The organism is Paenibacillus sp. P5_B5 (assembly GCF_056400365.1).
On record NZ_JBFULK010000002.1, the window covers coordinates 342,253 to 358,982 of the forward strand.

Below are 16,730 nucleotides of genomic sequence, written 5' to 3' on the forward strand. Positions count from 1 at the left end.
ATCTATGCTTTTAAAATGAAAATGCACCTCTTATAGCTGTTTTAGCTACAGAGGCGCATTTGTTGTTTATTTGGCTACAGAGGTGCATTGTTATTTAATTGTCCAATACCGGAAGCTCTAGTATTTCTCCTGACTGAAGGCTAAACGGATCGTTTGCTATATCCAGTGAGAAAATTCAAGATCACATACAATGCCATCCGAACGGTTGCTCTACGAGGGTCTTGCAGAGGGTCGACACAGACGATGTCAAACCCTTGAACCATAGGATGCTTGCCTAGTAGGAAGACTGCTTCATAAAGCTGCCAGGAGGTCATTCCGGCTGGTACCATTGCAGGTACTCCAGGTGCATAGGCTTGGTCAAGTACATCCATGTCAACTGTTACATAGATCGCATCTGTTCCATTACTTGCAACTTGTATAGCCTTGTTCACGAGAGATTCTATTCCTTCTAAGTAAACATCCCTCGCCGTAAATTGTGTAATTCCGTGCGAGAGGGCATATTCTCGGTAGGGCTTCGAGTTAGCGAAGCTATGAATTCCGATTTGGGCGATATGCTGCCCATCGATTGTGCCGGATTCAATTAATCCACGAATAGGTGTCCCATTCGTAGGCCCTCCATGCGCTAAGCTGCGAACATCCATATGGGAATCGAGTTGGATAATACCGACATGACCGCCGATTTTATGTTTGAATGCCTTAATCGAAGGGCATGTAATGGAATGGTCACCACCAGCTATGATAGGAAATAAGCTAGGCATTTTTTTATAAATATTTGTTAATCCTTGCTCGATATTCGTATGACATTGAATGAGGTCAGTTAGATGCATTTGAATATCACCGAGATCTCTGGCTAAAAGCTCCTGTAGATCAACGTCATGATCCATGCTATAAGTGGTGACATTCGAAAGTAATTCTCGTAAGGCATTGGGAGTCGTGGAAGCTCCTGATACACTTATGGATGTCTTGGATAAGGGAACGCCAATAAAGCCAATATCTACAGGTTCAGTTCCATTCCATGAGGTCAGCCAGCTAGCTACCTTGGTCTCGAATGGATCTTGCATATTAGAATGGCGAGTGATTTCAGGTGGATTTAGAAGCTCGATATAGTTCAATGGAATCTCTCCTCTATCCGCGAATAAACTAAGTGTCCATCTGAGACAACAAGTTGACCATTCTTGATCACACTATGAATATGATTAATGCCAAAATGGTAGGGTAGATAGGCTAGATTAGTTGCGTTAAACACAGCGATATCTGCTTGCTTGCCAATCTCTAGACTGCCTATGGTATCTGCTTTACCAATGGCATAAGCGGCATTAATCGTTACAGCTGTGATTACCTCCTCGGGTGATAAGAGTAAATTCAGACATCCGAGTGTCATAACGAGCTGGATCGATTCAGTTGGTGAGCTTCCTGGGTTATAGTCAGTTGATAAGGCAACAGGGACACCAAGCTCAATCATTCTGCGAGCTCTAGCATGGTGACCCAGTCGCAGGTTAAATGAGGTAGCAGGGAGGCATACGGCAATAACTCCTGACCGCTGCATGGCTAGTAAGCCCTCATCAGTCGCTGCGATCAAATGATCCGCTGATATACATTTGAGTTCTCCTGCAAGCTGTGCCCCGCCCATCGATTCAATTTCATCGGCATGAATTTTGAGCCCATAACCTAGCTCCTTCGCTGCAGTTAGAATGCGGCGGGATTGATCAACACTAAACACACCATGTTCACAGAACACATCGCAGAACTCAGCTAGTCCTTGACGTTTAACTTCCGGTAGCATTTCTTGGATAAGTAAATCAATGTAGGCAGATGGCTGCTGCTTATATTCAGTCGGAACCACATGAGCGCCCATAAACGTTGATACGAGATCAACAGGATGAGATTGATTTAACTGTTGAGTCACTCGTAATTGCTTGAGTTCATCCTCTAAGGTTAATCCGTAACCACTTTTGGCTTCGATAGTTGTTGCTCCATGTAGTAGCATTGTATCGAGGCTTACTTTGGCTTTGTCATAAAGCTCTATTTCACTTGCTTGACGAGTAGAGCGGACCGTACTCAGAATTCCACCTCCTTGAGCCAGAATTTCTAGATAGGATACACCTTTTAACTTCAGCGCTAACTCATGCTCACGCGAACCGCCATGGACAAGATGGGTATGTGGATCAATTAACCCCGGTGTAACGAGCTTGCCTTGTGCATCTAACTCCTGTGTTACTAACATACCTTTAGTCATTTCGCGAACTTCTTGCTCTGTACCAATGGCAATAATCTTGCCATCACGGACTGCAATTGCTCCGTTACGTATAGCTCCGATTTGCGACATTTGCTCACCCGATCGAGGTCCTGGACTTCCCTTCATCGTGACCAGTTCGCCAATATTACGTATGAGTAGATCGATTCGATTATGTTCCATTAGATATCCAGCATGGGTATATGAACCCCGCGTTCCTTTGCAGTTTGTACGGCAAGCTCATAACCCGCATCTACATGTCTAACAATTCCCATACCAGGATCAGTTGTAAGCACTCGTTCTAACCGTTCCTCTGCATCTTTCGTTCCGTCGGCTACAACGACCATACCAGCATGAATCGAATATCCCATACCTACGCCTCCACCGTGATGAACAGATACCCAGCTTGCGCCTGCTGCTGTATTAATTAGAGCGTTCAGAATCGGCCAATCAGCAACGACATCACTGCCGTCCAGCATAGCTTCGGTTTCCCGATTCGGAGAAGCTACTGAACCCGCATCTAGATGATCGCGCCCAATTACAATAGGAGCTGAGAGTTCACCTGAAGCGACCATATCATTAATTATTTTGCCAAAACGAGCCCGTTCACCATAGCCTAGCCAGCAGATTCGAGCGGGAAGACCTTGGAAAGCTATGCGTTCACGTGCCATGGTAATCCACTTGCATAGATGCTCATTGTGGGCGAACTCTCTCAAGATCACTTCATCCGTCTTATAAATATCTGCAGGATCACCAGATAAAGCGACCCAGCGGAAAGGTCCTTTACCTTCACAGAACTGAGGACGAATATAAGCAGGAACAAATCCGGGGAATGAGAACGCATTTTCAACCCCTGAATCATAGGCGATCTGACGAATGTTGTTGCCATAATCGAATGCAATCGCACCTTGCTTCTGCATATCTAATATAGCTTGCACATGAATCGCCATACTCGCTTTGGACCGAGTGACATATGCCTCTGGATTCGTTTGGCGAAGCTCTATTCCTTCTTCAATTGAAAGTCCAAGTGGTAAATAACCATGAAGTGGATCGTGAGCTGAGGTTTGATCAGTAATGATGTCAGGGATGAAGCCTCGCGCAAGCATTTGGGGTAGAACCTCAGCCGCATTGCCGGGCAATGCAATAGAGAGTGGTTTGCCTGCTGCTTTAGCTTCTAGAGCAAGCCTGAGCGCTTCATCGAGTGATTCGACCATGATATCGCAGTAGCGAGTATCGATTCTTTTCTTAATTCGGGTAGGATCTGCTTCAATCGCAATCATAATGCCGTCATTCATCGTAACCGCTAGAGGCTGTGCACCGCCCATTCCACCAAGACCAGCAGTCACCGTAATCGTACCTCTTAAACTCCCATTATAATGCTGCCTTGCACACTCGGCGAACGTCTCATATGTGCCCTGTACAATGCCCTGTGTTCCGATATAAATCCAGCTTCCAGCAGTCATTTGTCCGTACATCATTAACCCTTTGCGATCTAATTCGTGGAATGTATCCCAATTCGCATATGCAGGGACAATATTCGAATTGGCTAATAGCACGCGAGGCGCATTCTTATGTGTGCGAAATACAGCAACAGGCTTGCCGGATTGGACAAGCAGTGTCTCATTATCTTCGAGCTGCTTCAGTTCCTTTACAATGGCGTGATAGCTGTTCCAGTTACGAGCTGCCTTGCCAATTCCTCCATACACGACAAGTTTATCCGGATACTCGGCTACTTCAGGGTCCAGATTATTCATGAGCATACGAAGTACGGCTTCTTGTACCCAGCCTTTGGTATTAAGGGTTGTTCCTCTAGGTGCTTGAATCATAGCTTGGTTCTGCTGTGTCATGACAATTTCCTCCTACTTAAATTGAATTACTGAAGATGAACGAGACCACTTAATTCGTCTAAAGCACCTAAATATTTCATCATATTGACCATGGTTATAAAATCAGCAGAAAGCACACGGTCATCTGTTACAGCAGCAACATGATTGCGGCAGTTCGTATAAACCCACTTCGTTCCTTTGCCTAATCGATTCGGATCTCTGTACTCGATAGCTTGTGATGCACACAAAAGCTCAATTGCTAGAACATAGTAGGCGTTCTCAATGATTTGCGCAGCCTTGCGTGCTCCGATGGTTCCCATACTGACATGATCTTCTTGGTTAGCAGATGATGGGATTGAGTCTACACTAGCCGGGTGAGCTAACGATTTATTCTCGGAAACAAGTGCAGCAGCTGCATACTGGGCGATCATGAAACCAGACTGTACGCCACCATGCTGTGTTAGAAATGGAGGTAGCTTCTCATTTAATTGTGGATTAACCAGGCGCTCAATTCTGCGTTCAGAGATATTAGCGAATTCCGACATGGCAATCGATAAGAAATCCATACTCAGTGCAATCGGCTGACCGTGAAAGTTACCTCCTGAAATCACACGATTCTTATCTGCAAAAATCAGAGGATTATCGGTGACGGAGTTAATCTCAATCTGTAATTTATCAGCAATGTACGCTAGTGCATCACGACTTGCACCATGAACCTGTGGTAAACAGCGCAGCGAGTACGCATCTTGTACACGCAGCTCCCCTTGAGTCGTAATTAGCTGACTTCCTTGTGTTAATTGTATGAGGTTACTCGCTACGATTTGCTGGAATTTATGCGGGCGCAGCTCATGTGTCTCAGGGTCAAAGGCATCTCTAACGCCTAATAGTGCTTCATAGGTCAGAGCACCGATGCAGTCTGCCCATTTGGCAAGGTTCAAGGCATCCCAGCAAGCAATAGTACCAATAGCGGTCATTACTTGTGTTCCATTAATAAGAGCGAGTCCTTCCTTCGCTTCGAGAGAGATTGGTTTGATCGCTGCAAGTGACATTGCTTCGAGTCCAGTCATTCGCTTTCCTTCGTAATACGCTTCACCTTCTCCCATAACAACGAGCGCAAAATGTGCCAAAGGAGCTAAGTCCCCGCTAGCACCAAGGGAACCTTTCTCAGGAATAACAGGGATTACATTCTTATTTAACATGGCGGCGATTGTATCCATAAGCTCTAGTCTTACACCTGAATATCCCTGTGCGAGGGCATTCATGCGAAGCAGCATGATCGCACGAACAACTTCCTCGGACAGTGGGTTACCAATTCCGCAGGCATGACTCCGGATTAAATTGACCTGCAAGGGTTTGGCATCTTCACTTGAAATATAGGTGTCACTAAACTTTCCGAAACCTGTCGTAAGTCCGTACACAACTTTCTTTTCTAGGAGTATTTTGTTAACGTAATCCCTGCTTTTAGTGATGTTAAGTTTGCTTGCTTCTGTAAGTCCAACGGGACATTTATGGCGTGCCACTTGAATAACATCGTGTAAGGTAAGCGACAATCCATCTAGCAAGATTACCTGATTCGCTGTATACGTCTGTTGCATGCTGATCAGCTCCTTAGAATAAATAAAAGAGGCCAATACCAAAGAAAGGTATTGACCCCTAAACACTAAAAGACTATGGTCTCCGATTATATATGGTTATATCCAAACCCAAGCGTATCATGCTCGAAACCTTTTTTGGGTGCGCCGATCGATCCATACACACAGACACTAATCCATTCACCCTGATGACCTGGCTTATCGACATTTCCTCTAACAATGGCAAAAGTTAACCCAACCGTTCTTAGAATTTCACCAAACTGGATTGTCCCTCTTCCAATACCTTGTATAGCTTCGATAATGGTGTGATAGAGGGCATGAACCTCGCGATATTGGTTTTCATCAATAATATGCTTCGCTTTCGCAGCCGTTTCAATAGCAGCAACGACTTTAACGATATCCATCGAGCCTACTTTACCAACCGTATAACGATATCCTCTAGCGATCAGCTCATTCTCGACTTCTTTGCCCCAATTGTTCTGGTGCAGCATAGCTAATAGACAGGTTAACTTCCCCATTGAGAACGAATTGCTTTCTAGTTCAACGACTTTCATCATTCCTCTCACACAAGTAAAGGCCATGTCTAAGTAACTAAACAACTAAATAACTAAAGTGGCTGTTCGCTTGGTTTCTTGTTTTCAGTGTAAGTCTCGGATCAGATAGTTGTCAAATTAATTTAATTATTAAGATTATTTACTTGTTATATCTTATGTATGATCGATTCTTCGTGTTAACGAAACAAATACAGGATGCCAGAAGGCATTCTGTATGGTATTGAAGTAGAGCTAGCTTCCTATACCACACTAGTCGGAAACATAGCATACCTCTGTAATACAGATTTCCACCAGATTTGATCTTGATTTGCTCGGTCGTTGTTAATAGTGAATATATCAATGTTATCAGATGATGGGAGTCTCAGCTTAGCTTGATATTCTCTTTTGAGAAAAGATTCATGCTCATTGCCGTAGTGGAGAATGGCTAATCTTTTGCCTGAAGTCGCAAGTGATCGGAACAGTCCATTGATATGACCATCATCTCCGTTAAACCCATACCCAATAATACAAATGATGTCTGAATCATTGAATCGATCATACAGCTCAACATACCTTCGGGACATTGTGATGGAGGTAAGAGGCTTAATTCCGCTCTGTGTAAAAATAAAGGGTACGACGATGTGTGGATATTCCGCTAGTAGTTGCTCTTGTTCGTTTACTTGTTCATCTACTAGTAGGCTGTTGCAATAAGGGTCATAGAATTCATTCACACTTCCATTTAAATGATAGATAGGTACAGATGAGAGCGTGCTTGATTCTAGTACTTGCTGAGCAAAACTATTATAGTTCGTAGTTCCAATGGCAATAATAGATGCATATTCAGCAAGCGATAATAGATCATGATAATAGCCGGGACCATGACTAAGCTTACCCGGATCAATGTTGTTATGATGACTAATATATCTTCTTACTGTATGTAGAAAAATACTAATACGCGTAAACTTCGCCCAATGAGCTTTGGGGTTGTATAGGTACCTAAAATGACTATCGATCAGAGCCTGATAATCCATTGCTTTGGCATAAATATCCTCAAGAATAGTCCTTCCAAGTTCGATGATAATTTCCTCTAATGAATGGTCTGGGGTAACAGGGCGAGCGGCATCTCCTAGTACAATTTCCATACCGGTCTGTCCTACACTGCGGTAATCCAGACTAAAGACACCTGATAAATCGTCAAAGACGGATAGTTTATCAGGCGCCGATTCAAATAACTCTTCATTAAGCTTAGAAATGAGTCGTTGACCACATGATCCAACAAGAAGCTCTAATATAGCTCTAATTGTGCGCTGAAGACACTGATTCTCTGGATTATGCTCCAAGGTTCTTAACATAGCTGAAAAGAATACCGACTCGAATAGCTTAACGCTTTCTGCGAGACGCGTATTTAATTTAACCGCTTGTCCATAAAGAACATCCCCAATGTCATCTTGGGTAGTCTCTTGGAATTTATCGCGCAATTGATCTTCAGTCAGATGCCAATTACGAAGGATACGCATCACATGAATATCAAAGTCATCCAAGTAGGACATGATGTCTTCTCGTCTATATTCTAAGCTTGAAGCAATAATAGCTTCAAAATCACTTTTTCCAAACACATGAACTCGCTTCTTGAGATAACCGCTCGGCAACCATTTGGCAGCATAGGTTGATGTGTTACTGATTCTTTCAAGCTGTCGACGGAATTCAGCTTTATCTTCATCGACTGATGTTCTAAAGAGGTCAAGTGCAAATTTACCGCCTGAAGGTAAGCCATATCCAATCTCTGCGCCAGCTCCAAAGAACAATGAAATTTTAGCCTTCGTCATAATTGGCAGCACCTCAATTTATTGGATACCTTGCGTTATTTTTTTCTTTTCTTTATGAGAGTCAAGAATTGAATCCAATACAATAAGGATTGCCCCACATGTAATCGCTACATCGGCAAGGTTGAAGATCGCAAACGTATAATCAATAAACCCAAAATGAAATTGTAGAAAATCGACTACCTCACCAAATATCGAACGATCAAGAAAATTACCTGCAGCCCCGCCTAGAACAAAACTCAGAGCAAGTGGAAGTAATTGTTTTCCAGCCGACTTCATTTTATGAATAAACCAGATGATCACAACGATTGCGATGAGTGTAACGATCAATAAGAGCCAACGCTTACCTTCTAGTATAGAAAAGGCTGCACCCTTATTTCGTATAGATGTAATTTGAAAAAAATTGCCGATGACACTGATCTCTTGTCCAATATCCATGTATTTCACAATGATCCATTTGGATGCTTGATCGATAGCAAATACGAGTAAAGCGATTAGATAGTAGTACATGGATTTCCTCCTTTATTAAGTGCTGCAACTCCCCATTAAAATGTCATAAAATGACTATATACTTTACGTTATTGTAGCACAAAAAGAGTCTGCATTGTTAATGAAGGAGATGTTAACATTAATAGAGAAAAGAGAAGTAAGTGATAGGATGAAGAAGAGGTGTAAGGGATGAATTTAGAAGACGTTATGCAGAAGCTTGAAGCAATGGGAACCGAGCAAACGAAGAGTACATTTTTACGGCATGGAGCGAAGGAGCCTCTATTCGGAGTGAAAGTTGGGGATATGAAGAAGCTCGTCAAGTATGTTAAGAAGGATCAAGAGCTAGCGCTCACTTTATATGAGACAGGCAACTATGATGCTATGTATTTAGCTGGACTGACAGTTAATCCGAAGCTAGTCACGAAGGAAACCCTTGGGCAATGGGTGAAGCAAGCGAATTGGTATGCGCCAGCTGAATATACGGTAGCGAAAATAACGGCAGAAAGTCCATATGCAGCTGAGTTAGCGAGAGAATGGATCGATTCTGATGAAGAAATAATTGCGACATGTGGATGGAGTACATACGCTAACTATGTATCGGTGGCCCCTGATGAAAACCTGGACATGGAAGAAATTCGAACTTTACTTCAACGAGTCGAATCCACCATTCAGCAGGAAAAAAATCGTGTTCGTTATACAATGAATTCATTTGTTATATCAGTCGGTTCCTATGTGATCGCTTTGAATGAAGAAGCGAAGCGGGTTGCCTCACAGATTGGTAAGGTACAAGTAAATGTTGGACAAACGGCCTGCAAAGTACCACTTGCTACAGACTATATAGCGAAAGTAGAGGAACGGGGATTAGGCAATAAGCGAAAGACGTGTATTTGTTAGAAGGCTAATGTCGGGATAGCGGGATAGCAGGATAGATTGAGACCAGTATATAGCTTATACCACAAATTAAGAGTAGAATAGAAACTCTTCCTTTATAGATGGGGGGAGTTTTTTTGAGGATGGATGAGATCATCCATTTGAAGAAACATTATCAATACATCACGTTCAGCCAGCAAGGAGTGGTAGTGTGACATTAAAAAGCTTTTTTGAGCTAGTTGAGATTAAAACAAAAGTAGCAAGTATGGTACCTTTTGCCATAGGGACTGTATATGCTATATTCCGGTTTCAAGCGTTTCAGTTGGATCATTTTCTGTTGATGTTTATTGCATTAATTAGCTTTGATATGGCGACGACAGCGATTAATAATTATATGGATTACAAAAAAGCCCTCAAAAAGTATGGTTATGGGTATGAAGTTCATAATGCCATCGTTCAATATAAGCTTAAAGAGAGTACGGTCTTAACGCTGATTGCTACTCTTCTAATCATCGCTATGGGAACTGGTTTTATCTTATTTCTAAGCACCAACATCATCGTTTTACTACTAGGCGGTCTGTCTTTTATGATTGGTATTCTATATTCTTTTGGGCCTGTTCCCATCTCTAGATTGCCACTTGGGGAGCTGTTCTCTGGGTTATTTATGGGTTTTGTCATTATTTTTGTTTCGGTACATATTGAGGTTCCGAATGGACAATTAGTTGCCTTGCTTTGGGATCGTGGATATATCAGTTTACATATGAATATTGTGGAGATTTTACTTGTGTTTATGATCTCGATTCCGGCAATTACAGGGATTGCTAACATTATGTTAGCTAATAATATTTGCGATATGGAAGATGATCTAGAGAATAAGCGATATACGCTGCCTGTATTTATCGGTAAGTCAGGAGCGTTATCGCTATTTAAATATGTGTATTATATCTCTTACTTTGATGTAATTATATTGCTTCTATTACGTGTGAATCCTATCTTGATCTTGCTTATTGCAGCGACCTTTATTCCAGTCCGTAAGAACATTCGTTTATTTACTGCCAAGCAAACGAAGCAACATACTTTCGTTCTAGCGGTTAAGAACTTTGTTCTGATCAATTGCACTCGGATTGTAGTGATTGGGATAGCGGCGCTAGCTCCCAAACTGTTCAACCTCTTCTAATGTTGGCAAAGCGGAGATTGCCCCGATCTTGGTACAGACGATCCGGTTCGGTTAGCAAAAGCAATAATCGTCTTCATGGCTTCGAAATCTTGACTATGCTTAATCGGATTATTAGACAAAGACAGCTGATATAAAGTAGCGCCAACAAAAGAATCACCAGCACCAGTGGAATCAATAGATTGAATAGGCATACTGGGTACAATGCATTGATGACTACCAGTAGATAGGAGCGTCCCATTCTTACCTAAGGTAACTGCTATGGTCTGCCCGCCTAGTTCGTGTAGGCGCTTTATGCCTTCATAAATATCATGCCTGCCTGTGATAAGCTGCAATTCTTCATCGCTAACTTTGACAAAATGGGAGAAAGGAAGAGCTTGTTGTACCAATTGCACGAACTCAGCTTCCTTACCCTCCCATAAGTTAGAGCGGTAGTTCGGATCAAATGACACACATACATTCCCTTGATACGCTTGTTCTATTAAAGCTAGATAGGTAGCTCTAGATACTCCGCTAAGCAGAGCTGTCGCAGATCCAAAATGAATGATGGATGACGCCATAACTCGCTCCACATCGAAATCATCGCCTGATAAATTCTCATCCGCACCCCGATAGAATACAAAATCACGCTCTCCGTTTGCCTGTAAGGATACGAAGGCAAGTGTTGTTTTGAGTATCTTATCCTTGGAAATCATGGAAGTATCTACATTCGCTTGGTTAAGCGCGTCAATTAAGAAGTCACCGAAGGGATCATTACCTACTTTGCCGACGAATGCAGAGGCTCCTCCTAGTTTGGAGACCGCGGCTGCTACATTAGCTGGTGCACCACCTGCTTGTTTCATAAAGGATGCTCCATTCATCAGATTAATATTGATGTCTGTACAAAAGAAATCTATCAGCAACTCGCCAATACAAGTGATGATGTTAGCCTGTTTCATTGAAATAAAACTCCCATCTGATGTTCGTTGATCATAATGTTATGTCAATCGTTTGGGGATGTAAAGATAAGCATTAGAGCTTAAGGTTATGCTTCATCTTTAGAACTAATAATTGCCTGAAGCATGTTCGGATAGTCACTTTCCATTCGGGGAAATATTCAACCATAGTGAACATTATGGGAGGGACAGTGACAATGAATCATCTTATTGTATATGCACATCCGAATCCAGCTAGCTTCAATAACGCCATACTGAAAACAGCGGTGAACACCTTACAGAGCAAAGGACATGAAGTTGTCGTGCGTGATCTATATGCTCTAAATTTTAAATCGGTACTTTCAAGTGAAGATTTCGTTACGTTTAGATCGGGGAATGTCCCAGCTGACATTAAAACCGAGCAACAATTCATTACACAAGCGGATGTGATTATTTTCATTTATCCTGTATGGTGGGCAGGGCTCCCAGCTATTATTAAGGGATATGTAGATCGCGTATTCTCTCATGGTTTTGCCTATGGCTCAGATGAAAATGGGATCGTTAAGCTATTAACTGGCAAAAAGGGTTTTATCATTAATACGCATGGTCAGTCTAAAGATTATTATAATGAAAATGGAATGACAAAGAGTATTGCGCAAATAATTGAAACGGGTATTTTCGATTTTGTTGGAATTGAGCCCGTTGGGCATTTATTCTTTGGTAGTGTTCCTTACATCGATGATGCTGCGCGGAAGCAAATGCTAAAGGAAGTTGAAGATAAACTGGGTAGCTTGTTTGGGTAGCTATAATATGAAACGGGTAGAGAATGATTAGGTCTCTACCCGTTTTTTAGTAACTTGGATTTATCGTGATCCTAGTTGATCCTAATCTAATTCTGATAATACATAAACAAGTAAATTGCTAGGCCCGCAAGGCCTAGACATATAAGTGCGAATAATGTAATTTTTAGTGCGCTTCTAGGCACATGACCAGAGACGCTGCCCGTTTCTCCATTCACCATATAGCGATAGGTTTTGCCATTGTAGCTGTACGTTGCGGTCCAAATAGGCAGTAGAATGTGTTTATAAGTCCTGTCCGAATATCGTGTAGAGATGGAAAGATTTCTAATTTCATCGCCACCAATTTCTGCTTTTATTTCTGACTCGAGTGTATCATTTATACGATTCTTAGCGTAAGTCCATCCATCTTGTAGAGAGACGGAGTATCGTTCCGCAATAAAACCGCTTAAGAACTCAGGCTTATAACTAACAAGCTGGTTGAGATCGAAGTCATTGAACTTCTCTAACAGTTTGGTCTCGTGCTTAGCTGATGCCGGGATTAGGATGTCGTCAAATTCACGCTCATAATCGCCATTTGTCCAATGCCACACGGTATATTTGACGGTTTCGGTATAGGTCTCCGTCTTCCCGTCAACTACTCGAGTTCTTGTCTCAGTACGGTAATGGTAAACCCCAACTTCGGCTGTATAAGATGATGCGGTATAGGAGTCAAAAGTCCAAAAGGGGATGTAGACACCATTTAAGCTTGAGTTCGTGTTCCGTTTCTTAAAATTATTAGGAAGGAACCATTTTTTCCGTTTCCAAGCATGAAATGCGGTTGTTGCTTCCTCTTTGGAGATGTGAAAAGGTATGACTGATTCTGGCCGGATGCTATTTGGACTCCCTTGTGGAAGCACTTTGGCTGATCCGCAGAACGGGCAAGCAGTTGCAGTCTGCTGGATGGGAAGCAATATTTCGCCTCCGCAGTTTTCACAGTGGATGACTTGCTGCTCGGTACCCCAATCCGTTAACGAAGCATCACTGTCTCCATGAAAATCAAGTTCGTGTTCGATAGGCGCTTCACCCGAATTGTCAATCGCTGATTCATTGCTACAATACATGCACTTCATCTTCTGGCTTTCGGTATCGAATACCATTTGACCGCCACAATCCGGACAAGGGAAATGGGCCAATGCTTCCTGCGCGTTCATCTTCGCTCACCCTTTATACTTTAGTGCCACAATTGGAGCAGAACTTCATATTAGCATCAAGCTTATTGCCGCATTGCGTGCAATACAGTTGCACAGGACGAGAAGTTCCGCATTGCGGACAAAACTTATCATTAGCCTGTAACTGATGACTGCAATTGCTGCAATCGACAGTGGATTCATTAGTTGTAGATTGAGTGCCATTCGCTGGCTGTGCGGTTTGGGGCTGCACAGGTTGTGCATCTGGCTTAGAGATCATCTGATTGACCATTTGTCCCATTGCCATTCCAGCACCAAGACCAACTCCTGCACCAGCGATACCTGAATCAGGGTTATTCGCTAATTCCCGCATGGCTTCAGCAGATTGATACTTCATATATTGATCCAGATTGCCAACAATGTTCATAGAGGATTTACGATCAATTATTTTCTCAACCTCATCTGGAAGTGATAGATTCTCAATGAAGAAGGCGGTCAGATCCAGACCAATCGCGTCAAAATGTGGCCGTAGTCGTTCACTAGCATCACGGCTAAGCTCGTTATAATGAATAGCGAGGTCTAGCGCAGGAATCTTCGATTCTGCAAGAAGATCGCTCACACCAGAGACAATTACAGTTTTTAGAAAACCAGTAATTTGCTCAGGGCTGAACTGCTGCTTCGTCCCGAATACTTCTTTCATGAATCGAGCAGGATCATTAACCTTGAAGGAATAGTTTCCAAAGCCGCGCAATCGAATAACACCAAATTCTTGGTCCCGCATGAGAACTGGATTGGTCGTTCCCCATTTTTGGTCTGTAAAATTAGTTGTGTTGACGAAGAATACATCAGCTTTGAATGGTGAATTAAATGCATGTGCCCACGACTTTAATGCAGTGAGGACAGGCATATTCTGTGTACTTAACGTATAACGTCCTGGACCGAACACATCAGCGATTTGCCCTTCGTTCAGAAAAATAGCAGCCTGTGACTCACGAACCGTAAGTTGTGCGCCCATTTTGATTGCATTATCATAAACCGGGAAGCGATAGATAATAGAATCTGTATCCTCTGTCCATTCAATTACTTCAATAAATTGACCTTTAATAAATGAAAATAATCCCATGAGTCAACCTCCAATTATGAAGTGATATTCCATAAGAGCCTATTAATATTATTATACGATATAAAGTTGGTTTTGGTAACGATGTAAGAATCAGGAACTAGACTGTAGTCACAGCATTTTATAAGTAAAAAGGGTCGTTCCATCCGCAGCCAAGCTACTTCTGGAACAACCCTGTATAGGTATTCTATTTATTCACTTAGCTTACTACTGAGGATTGGTTGTCCAAATACCTGCGCTCTTAATAAAAACGCGTTGAGGTAACTTCAATGTCGCAGTAATTAACTCAGCAACATCTTCGGACTGCATCATACGATCTTCATCACCAATTTTGAGGCCTGCATTTACAGCTAGGTCAGTATTTACCGTACTAGGTGTGATAGCAGTAACACGAATGTTCGATTTGCGAACTTCTTGTAATAGAGACTCTGTTAAGCCGAGTACGCCAAATTTAGATGCACAGTATGCGGAACCTGTAGCAAAGCCTTTCTCACCAGCAGTGGAAGCAACATTGATGATACTTCCTTCATTTTGCTCCATCATAGCTTGCAATACTGCACGGCTTACATAGTAAGTTCCCATAAGGTTGACCTGAATGATGCGTTCCCATTCCGTTGGCTCCATATCAAGCACAGTACCAAACGAAGCAATTCCAGCATTGTTAATGAGAATATTTACGGATCCGAGTTGTTCAATTAATGATGCAATAGCGGAGTCAACTGCAGACTTGTTAGCGACGTCTGCAGTAGCATAGTAAGCTTTAATTCCATATGCAGCGGTTAACTCTTGCTGAAGGGCTTGTAAATCTGAACTACTTCTAGCTAATAAACCAATGTTAACCCCTTCTTTAGCAAGTGCGATTGCAGTTGCTTTGCCAATACCTTTACCAGCGCCAGTGATGATCGCTGTCTTATTTTGCAAACTCATTCAAGCTCACTCTCCTCGTCAATTCTCGATGCATAACTGTGATGTGTCTATATTATATACTTTTATGAGGGGGAAGATAAAGTGAGTTAGTGTGCTCACGTATGAATGCATTAAAACCCGTTTTCTCTGTTCGCTGTGTCTATTATATAGTCTAACAGGAATTCCTCCCCTTATTTGCAGAATAATTAAAAATTTCACTGGAATAACAGGAATTCCTCCGTTTATTTCAATAGTTTTATCTGTTCTAAGAGTAATACCCTTGAAATAGCGGGACAATTTCCAGTTGTTATATTAGCCGAGCCGAGTGTAGTGACATTAGTGGGAGGATTTCCTGTTAATCGATCTTGTAGAAGCGTATCCGATCATAAAGACGGATGCATTACCTCTTGTTAGAGCATTTTTTCACTAACTGCCGCTGCTGTGCTTTCTTTATTAAGAATAGACTCTTCATGCGTTCTTTTGAAGTATTCTACGTATAGAATATCTAGTAAATAGAGCTGCGAAATTTTGGCTAATAAGGATCCACCCTGTAGAGGACCTTCGTTAGCACCGCATAGCAAGGTAAGATCGGAATAAGAGGTTAGTGGGGACTTAATAAATCTCGTAATCGAAATAACGGTTGCCCCGCGTTCCTTAGCCTTCTTCGCCAGTTCGATCGAATCTTTAGTTGAACCTGAATAAGAAATAACAACAGCGATATCACGCTTGGTCATTAACGCTGCCGATATCATTTGAAGATGTGAATCCATGGAGCATTCCGTTTTGTTTGTTATGCGCATAAATTTATTTTTAGCTTCCAATGCAGTTACGAATGAAGAGCCAACGCCAAAAAATAGGACACGATCCGCATTCACGATATGATTAACTGCTTTATCGATATCCTCAAAATTAATCAAGTTATAGGTCTCGTTAAGTGCGCTGATATTGTTCGATAACACCTTGGAAGCAACCTGTTCAATCGAATCAGTCATCCGTACATGATCCGTCAGCTGTGGTATTTCATGATCAACCGTTATGCTATGGGCGAGGGCAATTTTAAATTCTTGATAGCCTTTATAGCTGAGTGATTTACAGAACCGAAATATGCTTGATTCACCTACACCACATGCCTCCGCGAGATCTGTAATAGACATATAAACGACACTTCCCATATTGTCTAGAACGTAGTCCGCTACTTTTTTATCCGTATTGGTAAAGTTGTTGTATTTCGAATGAATGGAAGAATAAATACTGATTTTACGCATGTCCCCACCCCCCTTTACT

At 42.1% G+C, this 16,730-nt stretch carries 14 protein-coding genes and 1 pseudogene; 3 read left to right on the top strand and 12 right to left on the bottom strand.

Annotation, left to right across the window (positions count from 1 at the left end):
• Nucleotides 1-140 precede the first annotated feature (140 nt).
• The 7 genes from AC1DOK_RS04255 to lspA all read right to left on the bottom strand — a co-directional run bounded on the left by AC1DOK_RS04255 (nucleotide 141) and on the right by lspA (nucleotide 8,517).
• Nucleotides 141-1,112, bottom strand: coding sequence for an agmatinase family protein (locus AC1DOK_RS04255; RefSeq protein WP_477552986.1), 972 nt, complete (start codon nucleotides 1,110-1,112; stop codon nucleotides 141-143).
• Nucleotides 1,109-2,416: an imidazolonepropionase gene (gene hutI / locus AC1DOK_RS04260; protein WP_477552987.1), complete on the bottom strand. Its 1,308-nt coding sequence runs from the start codon at nucleotides 2,414-2,416 to the stop codon at nucleotides 1,109-1,111. Before hutI ends, AC1DOK_RS04255 begins: the two co-directional genes overlap by 4 nt.
• A complete protein-coding gene (hutU, locus tag AC1DOK_RS04265; RefSeq protein WP_477552988.1) occupies nucleotides 2,416-4,080 on the bottom strand; it encodes a urocanate hydratase in 1,665 nt (554 codons plus the stop codon). Before hutU ends, hutI begins: the two co-directional genes overlap by 1 nt.
• Before the next feature lie 26 nt (nucleotides 4,081-4,106).
• A complete protein-coding gene (hutH, locus tag AC1DOK_RS04270) occupies nucleotides 4,107-5,654 on the bottom strand; it encodes a histidine ammonia-lyase (RefSeq protein ID WP_477552989.1) in 1,548 nt (515 codons plus the stop codon).
• 86 nt (nucleotides 5,655-5,740) lie between these two features.
• Nucleotides 5,741-6,205 (bottom strand): hut operon transcriptional regulator HutP, encoded by a 465-nt coding sequence (hutP, locus tag AC1DOK_RS04275; RefSeq protein WP_477552990.1) that lies wholly within the window; start codon nucleotides 6,203-6,205, stop codon nucleotides 5,741-5,743.
• Between the two features lie 239 nt (nucleotides 6,206-6,444).
• Complete coding sequence (locus AC1DOK_RS04280) at nucleotides 6,445-8,010, bottom strand: hypothetical protein (protein ID WP_477552991.1); 1,566 nt, start codon at nucleotides 8,008-8,010, stop codon at nucleotides 6,445-6,447.
• 18 nt (nucleotides 8,011-8,028) lie between these two features.
• Entirely contained in the window at nucleotides 8,029-8,517 is a 489-nt protein-coding gene (gene lspA / locus AC1DOK_RS04285) for a signal peptidase II (protein WP_477552992.1), read from the bottom strand.
• A 168-nt stretch (nucleotides 8,518-8,685) separates the two neighbouring features.
• Between lspA and AC1DOK_RS04290 the strand changes: the two genes are divergently transcribed.
• Both AC1DOK_RS04290 and AC1DOK_RS04295 read left to right on the top strand, forming a co-directional pair.
• A complete protein-coding gene (locus tag AC1DOK_RS04290; protein ID WP_477552993.1) occupies nucleotides 8,686-9,390 on the top strand; it encodes a DNA alkylation repair protein in 705 nt (234 codons plus the stop codon).
• A gap of 187 nt (nucleotides 9,391-9,577) precedes the next feature.
• The gene (locus AC1DOK_RS04295; RefSeq protein ID WP_477552994.1) at nucleotides 9,578-10,543 is read left to right on the top strand and encodes a 1,4-dihydroxy-2-naphthoate polyprenyltransferase; all 966 of its coding nucleotides are present in this window, start codon (nucleotides 9,578-9,580) and stop codon (nucleotides 10,541-10,543) included.
• Here the strand turns inward: AC1DOK_RS04295 and AC1DOK_RS04300 are convergent.
• A pseudogene (locus tag AC1DOK_RS04300) lies at nucleotides 10,514-11,478 on the bottom strand (carbohydrate kinase family protein). The gene AC1DOK_RS04295 and the pseudogene AC1DOK_RS04300 sit on opposite strands and share 30 nt — an antisense overlap.
• A 194-nt stretch (nucleotides 11,479-11,672) precedes the next feature.
• On the opposite strand from AC1DOK_RS04300, the gene AC1DOK_RS04305 reads away from it, so the two are divergent.
• A complete protein-coding gene (locus tag AC1DOK_RS04305; RefSeq protein ID WP_477552995.1) occupies nucleotides 11,673-12,257 on the top strand; it encodes an NAD(P)H-dependent oxidoreductase in 585 nt (194 codons plus the stop codon).
• Between the two features lie 86 nt (nucleotides 12,258-12,343).
• Here the strand turns inward: AC1DOK_RS04305 and AC1DOK_RS04310 are convergent, their stop codons facing one another.
• The 4 genes from AC1DOK_RS04310 to AC1DOK_RS04325 form a co-directional block, all read right to left on the bottom strand.
• Nucleotides 12,344-13,444 carry a TFIIB-type zinc ribbon-containing protein gene (locus AC1DOK_RS04310; RefSeq protein ID WP_477552996.1) on the bottom strand — a complete coding sequence of 367 codons (1,101 nt, stop codon included), beginning with the start codon at nucleotides 13,442-13,444 and terminating at the stop codon, nucleotides 12,344-12,346.
• A gap of 13 nt (nucleotides 13,445-13,457) precedes the next feature.
• The gene (locus AC1DOK_RS04315) at nucleotides 13,458-14,543 is read right to left on the bottom strand and encodes an SPFH domain-containing protein (protein WP_477552997.1); all 1,086 of its coding nucleotides are present in this window, start codon (nucleotides 14,541-14,543) and stop codon (nucleotides 13,458-13,460) included.
• 204 nt (nucleotides 14,544-14,747) lie between these two features.
• Nucleotides 14,748-15,467, bottom strand: coding sequence for a 3-ketoacyl-ACP reductase (locus AC1DOK_RS04320; protein WP_477552998.1), 720 nt, complete (start codon nucleotides 15,465-15,467; stop codon nucleotides 14,748-14,750).
• 389 nt (nucleotides 15,468-15,856) lie between these two features.
• A complete protein-coding gene (locus AC1DOK_RS04325; RefSeq protein WP_477552999.1) occupies nucleotides 15,857-16,711 on the bottom strand; it encodes a MurR/RpiR family transcriptional regulator in 855 nt (284 codons plus the stop codon).
• Between the last annotated feature and the right edge of the window lie 19 nt (nucleotides 16,712-16,730).

Coding starts and splice junctions, on each gene's coding strand:
- AC1DOK_RS04315 (WP_477552997.1), bottom strand. CDS start 14,543: ATGGGATTATTTTCATTTATTAAAGGTCAATTTATTGAAGTAATTGAA.
- hutI (WP_477552987.1), bottom strand. CDS start 2,416: ATGGAACATAATCGAATCGATCTACTCATACGTAATATTGGCGAACTG.
- lspA (WP_477552992.1), bottom strand. CDS start 8,517: ATGTACTACTATCTAATCGCTTTACTCGTATTTGCTATCGATCAAGCA.
- AC1DOK_RS04290 (WP_477552993.1), top strand. CDS start 8,686: ATGAATTTAGAAGACGTTATGCAGAAGCTTGAAGCAATGGGAACCGAG.
- AC1DOK_RS04310 (WP_477552996.1), bottom strand. CDS start 13,444: ATGAACGCGCAGGAAGCATTGGCCCATTTCCCTTGTCCGGATTGTGGC.
- AC1DOK_RS04325 (WP_477552999.1), bottom strand. CDS start 16,711: ATGCGTAAAATCAGTATTTATTCTTCCATTCATTCGAAATACAACAAC.
- hutH (WP_477552989.1), bottom strand. CDS start 5,654: ATGCAACAGACGTATACAGCGAATCAGGTAATCTTGCTAGATGGATTG.
- AC1DOK_RS04280 (WP_477552991.1), bottom strand. CDS start 8,010: ATGACGAAGGCTAAAATTTCATTGTTCTTTGGAGCTGGCGCAGAGATT.
- AC1DOK_RS04320 (WP_477552998.1), bottom strand. CDS start 15,467: ATGAGTTTGCAAAATAAGACAGCGATCATCACTGGCGCTGGTAAAGGT.
- hutU (WP_477552988.1), bottom strand. CDS start 4,080: ATGACACAGCAGAACCAAGCTATGATTCAAGCACCTAGAGGAACAACC.
- AC1DOK_RS04305 (WP_477552995.1), top strand. CDS start 11,673: ATGAATCATCTTATTGTATATGCACATCCGAATCCAGCTAGCTTCAAT.
- hutP (WP_477552990.1), bottom strand. CDS start 6,205: ATGAAAGTCGTTGAACTAGAAAGCAATTCGTTCTCAATGGGGAAGTTA.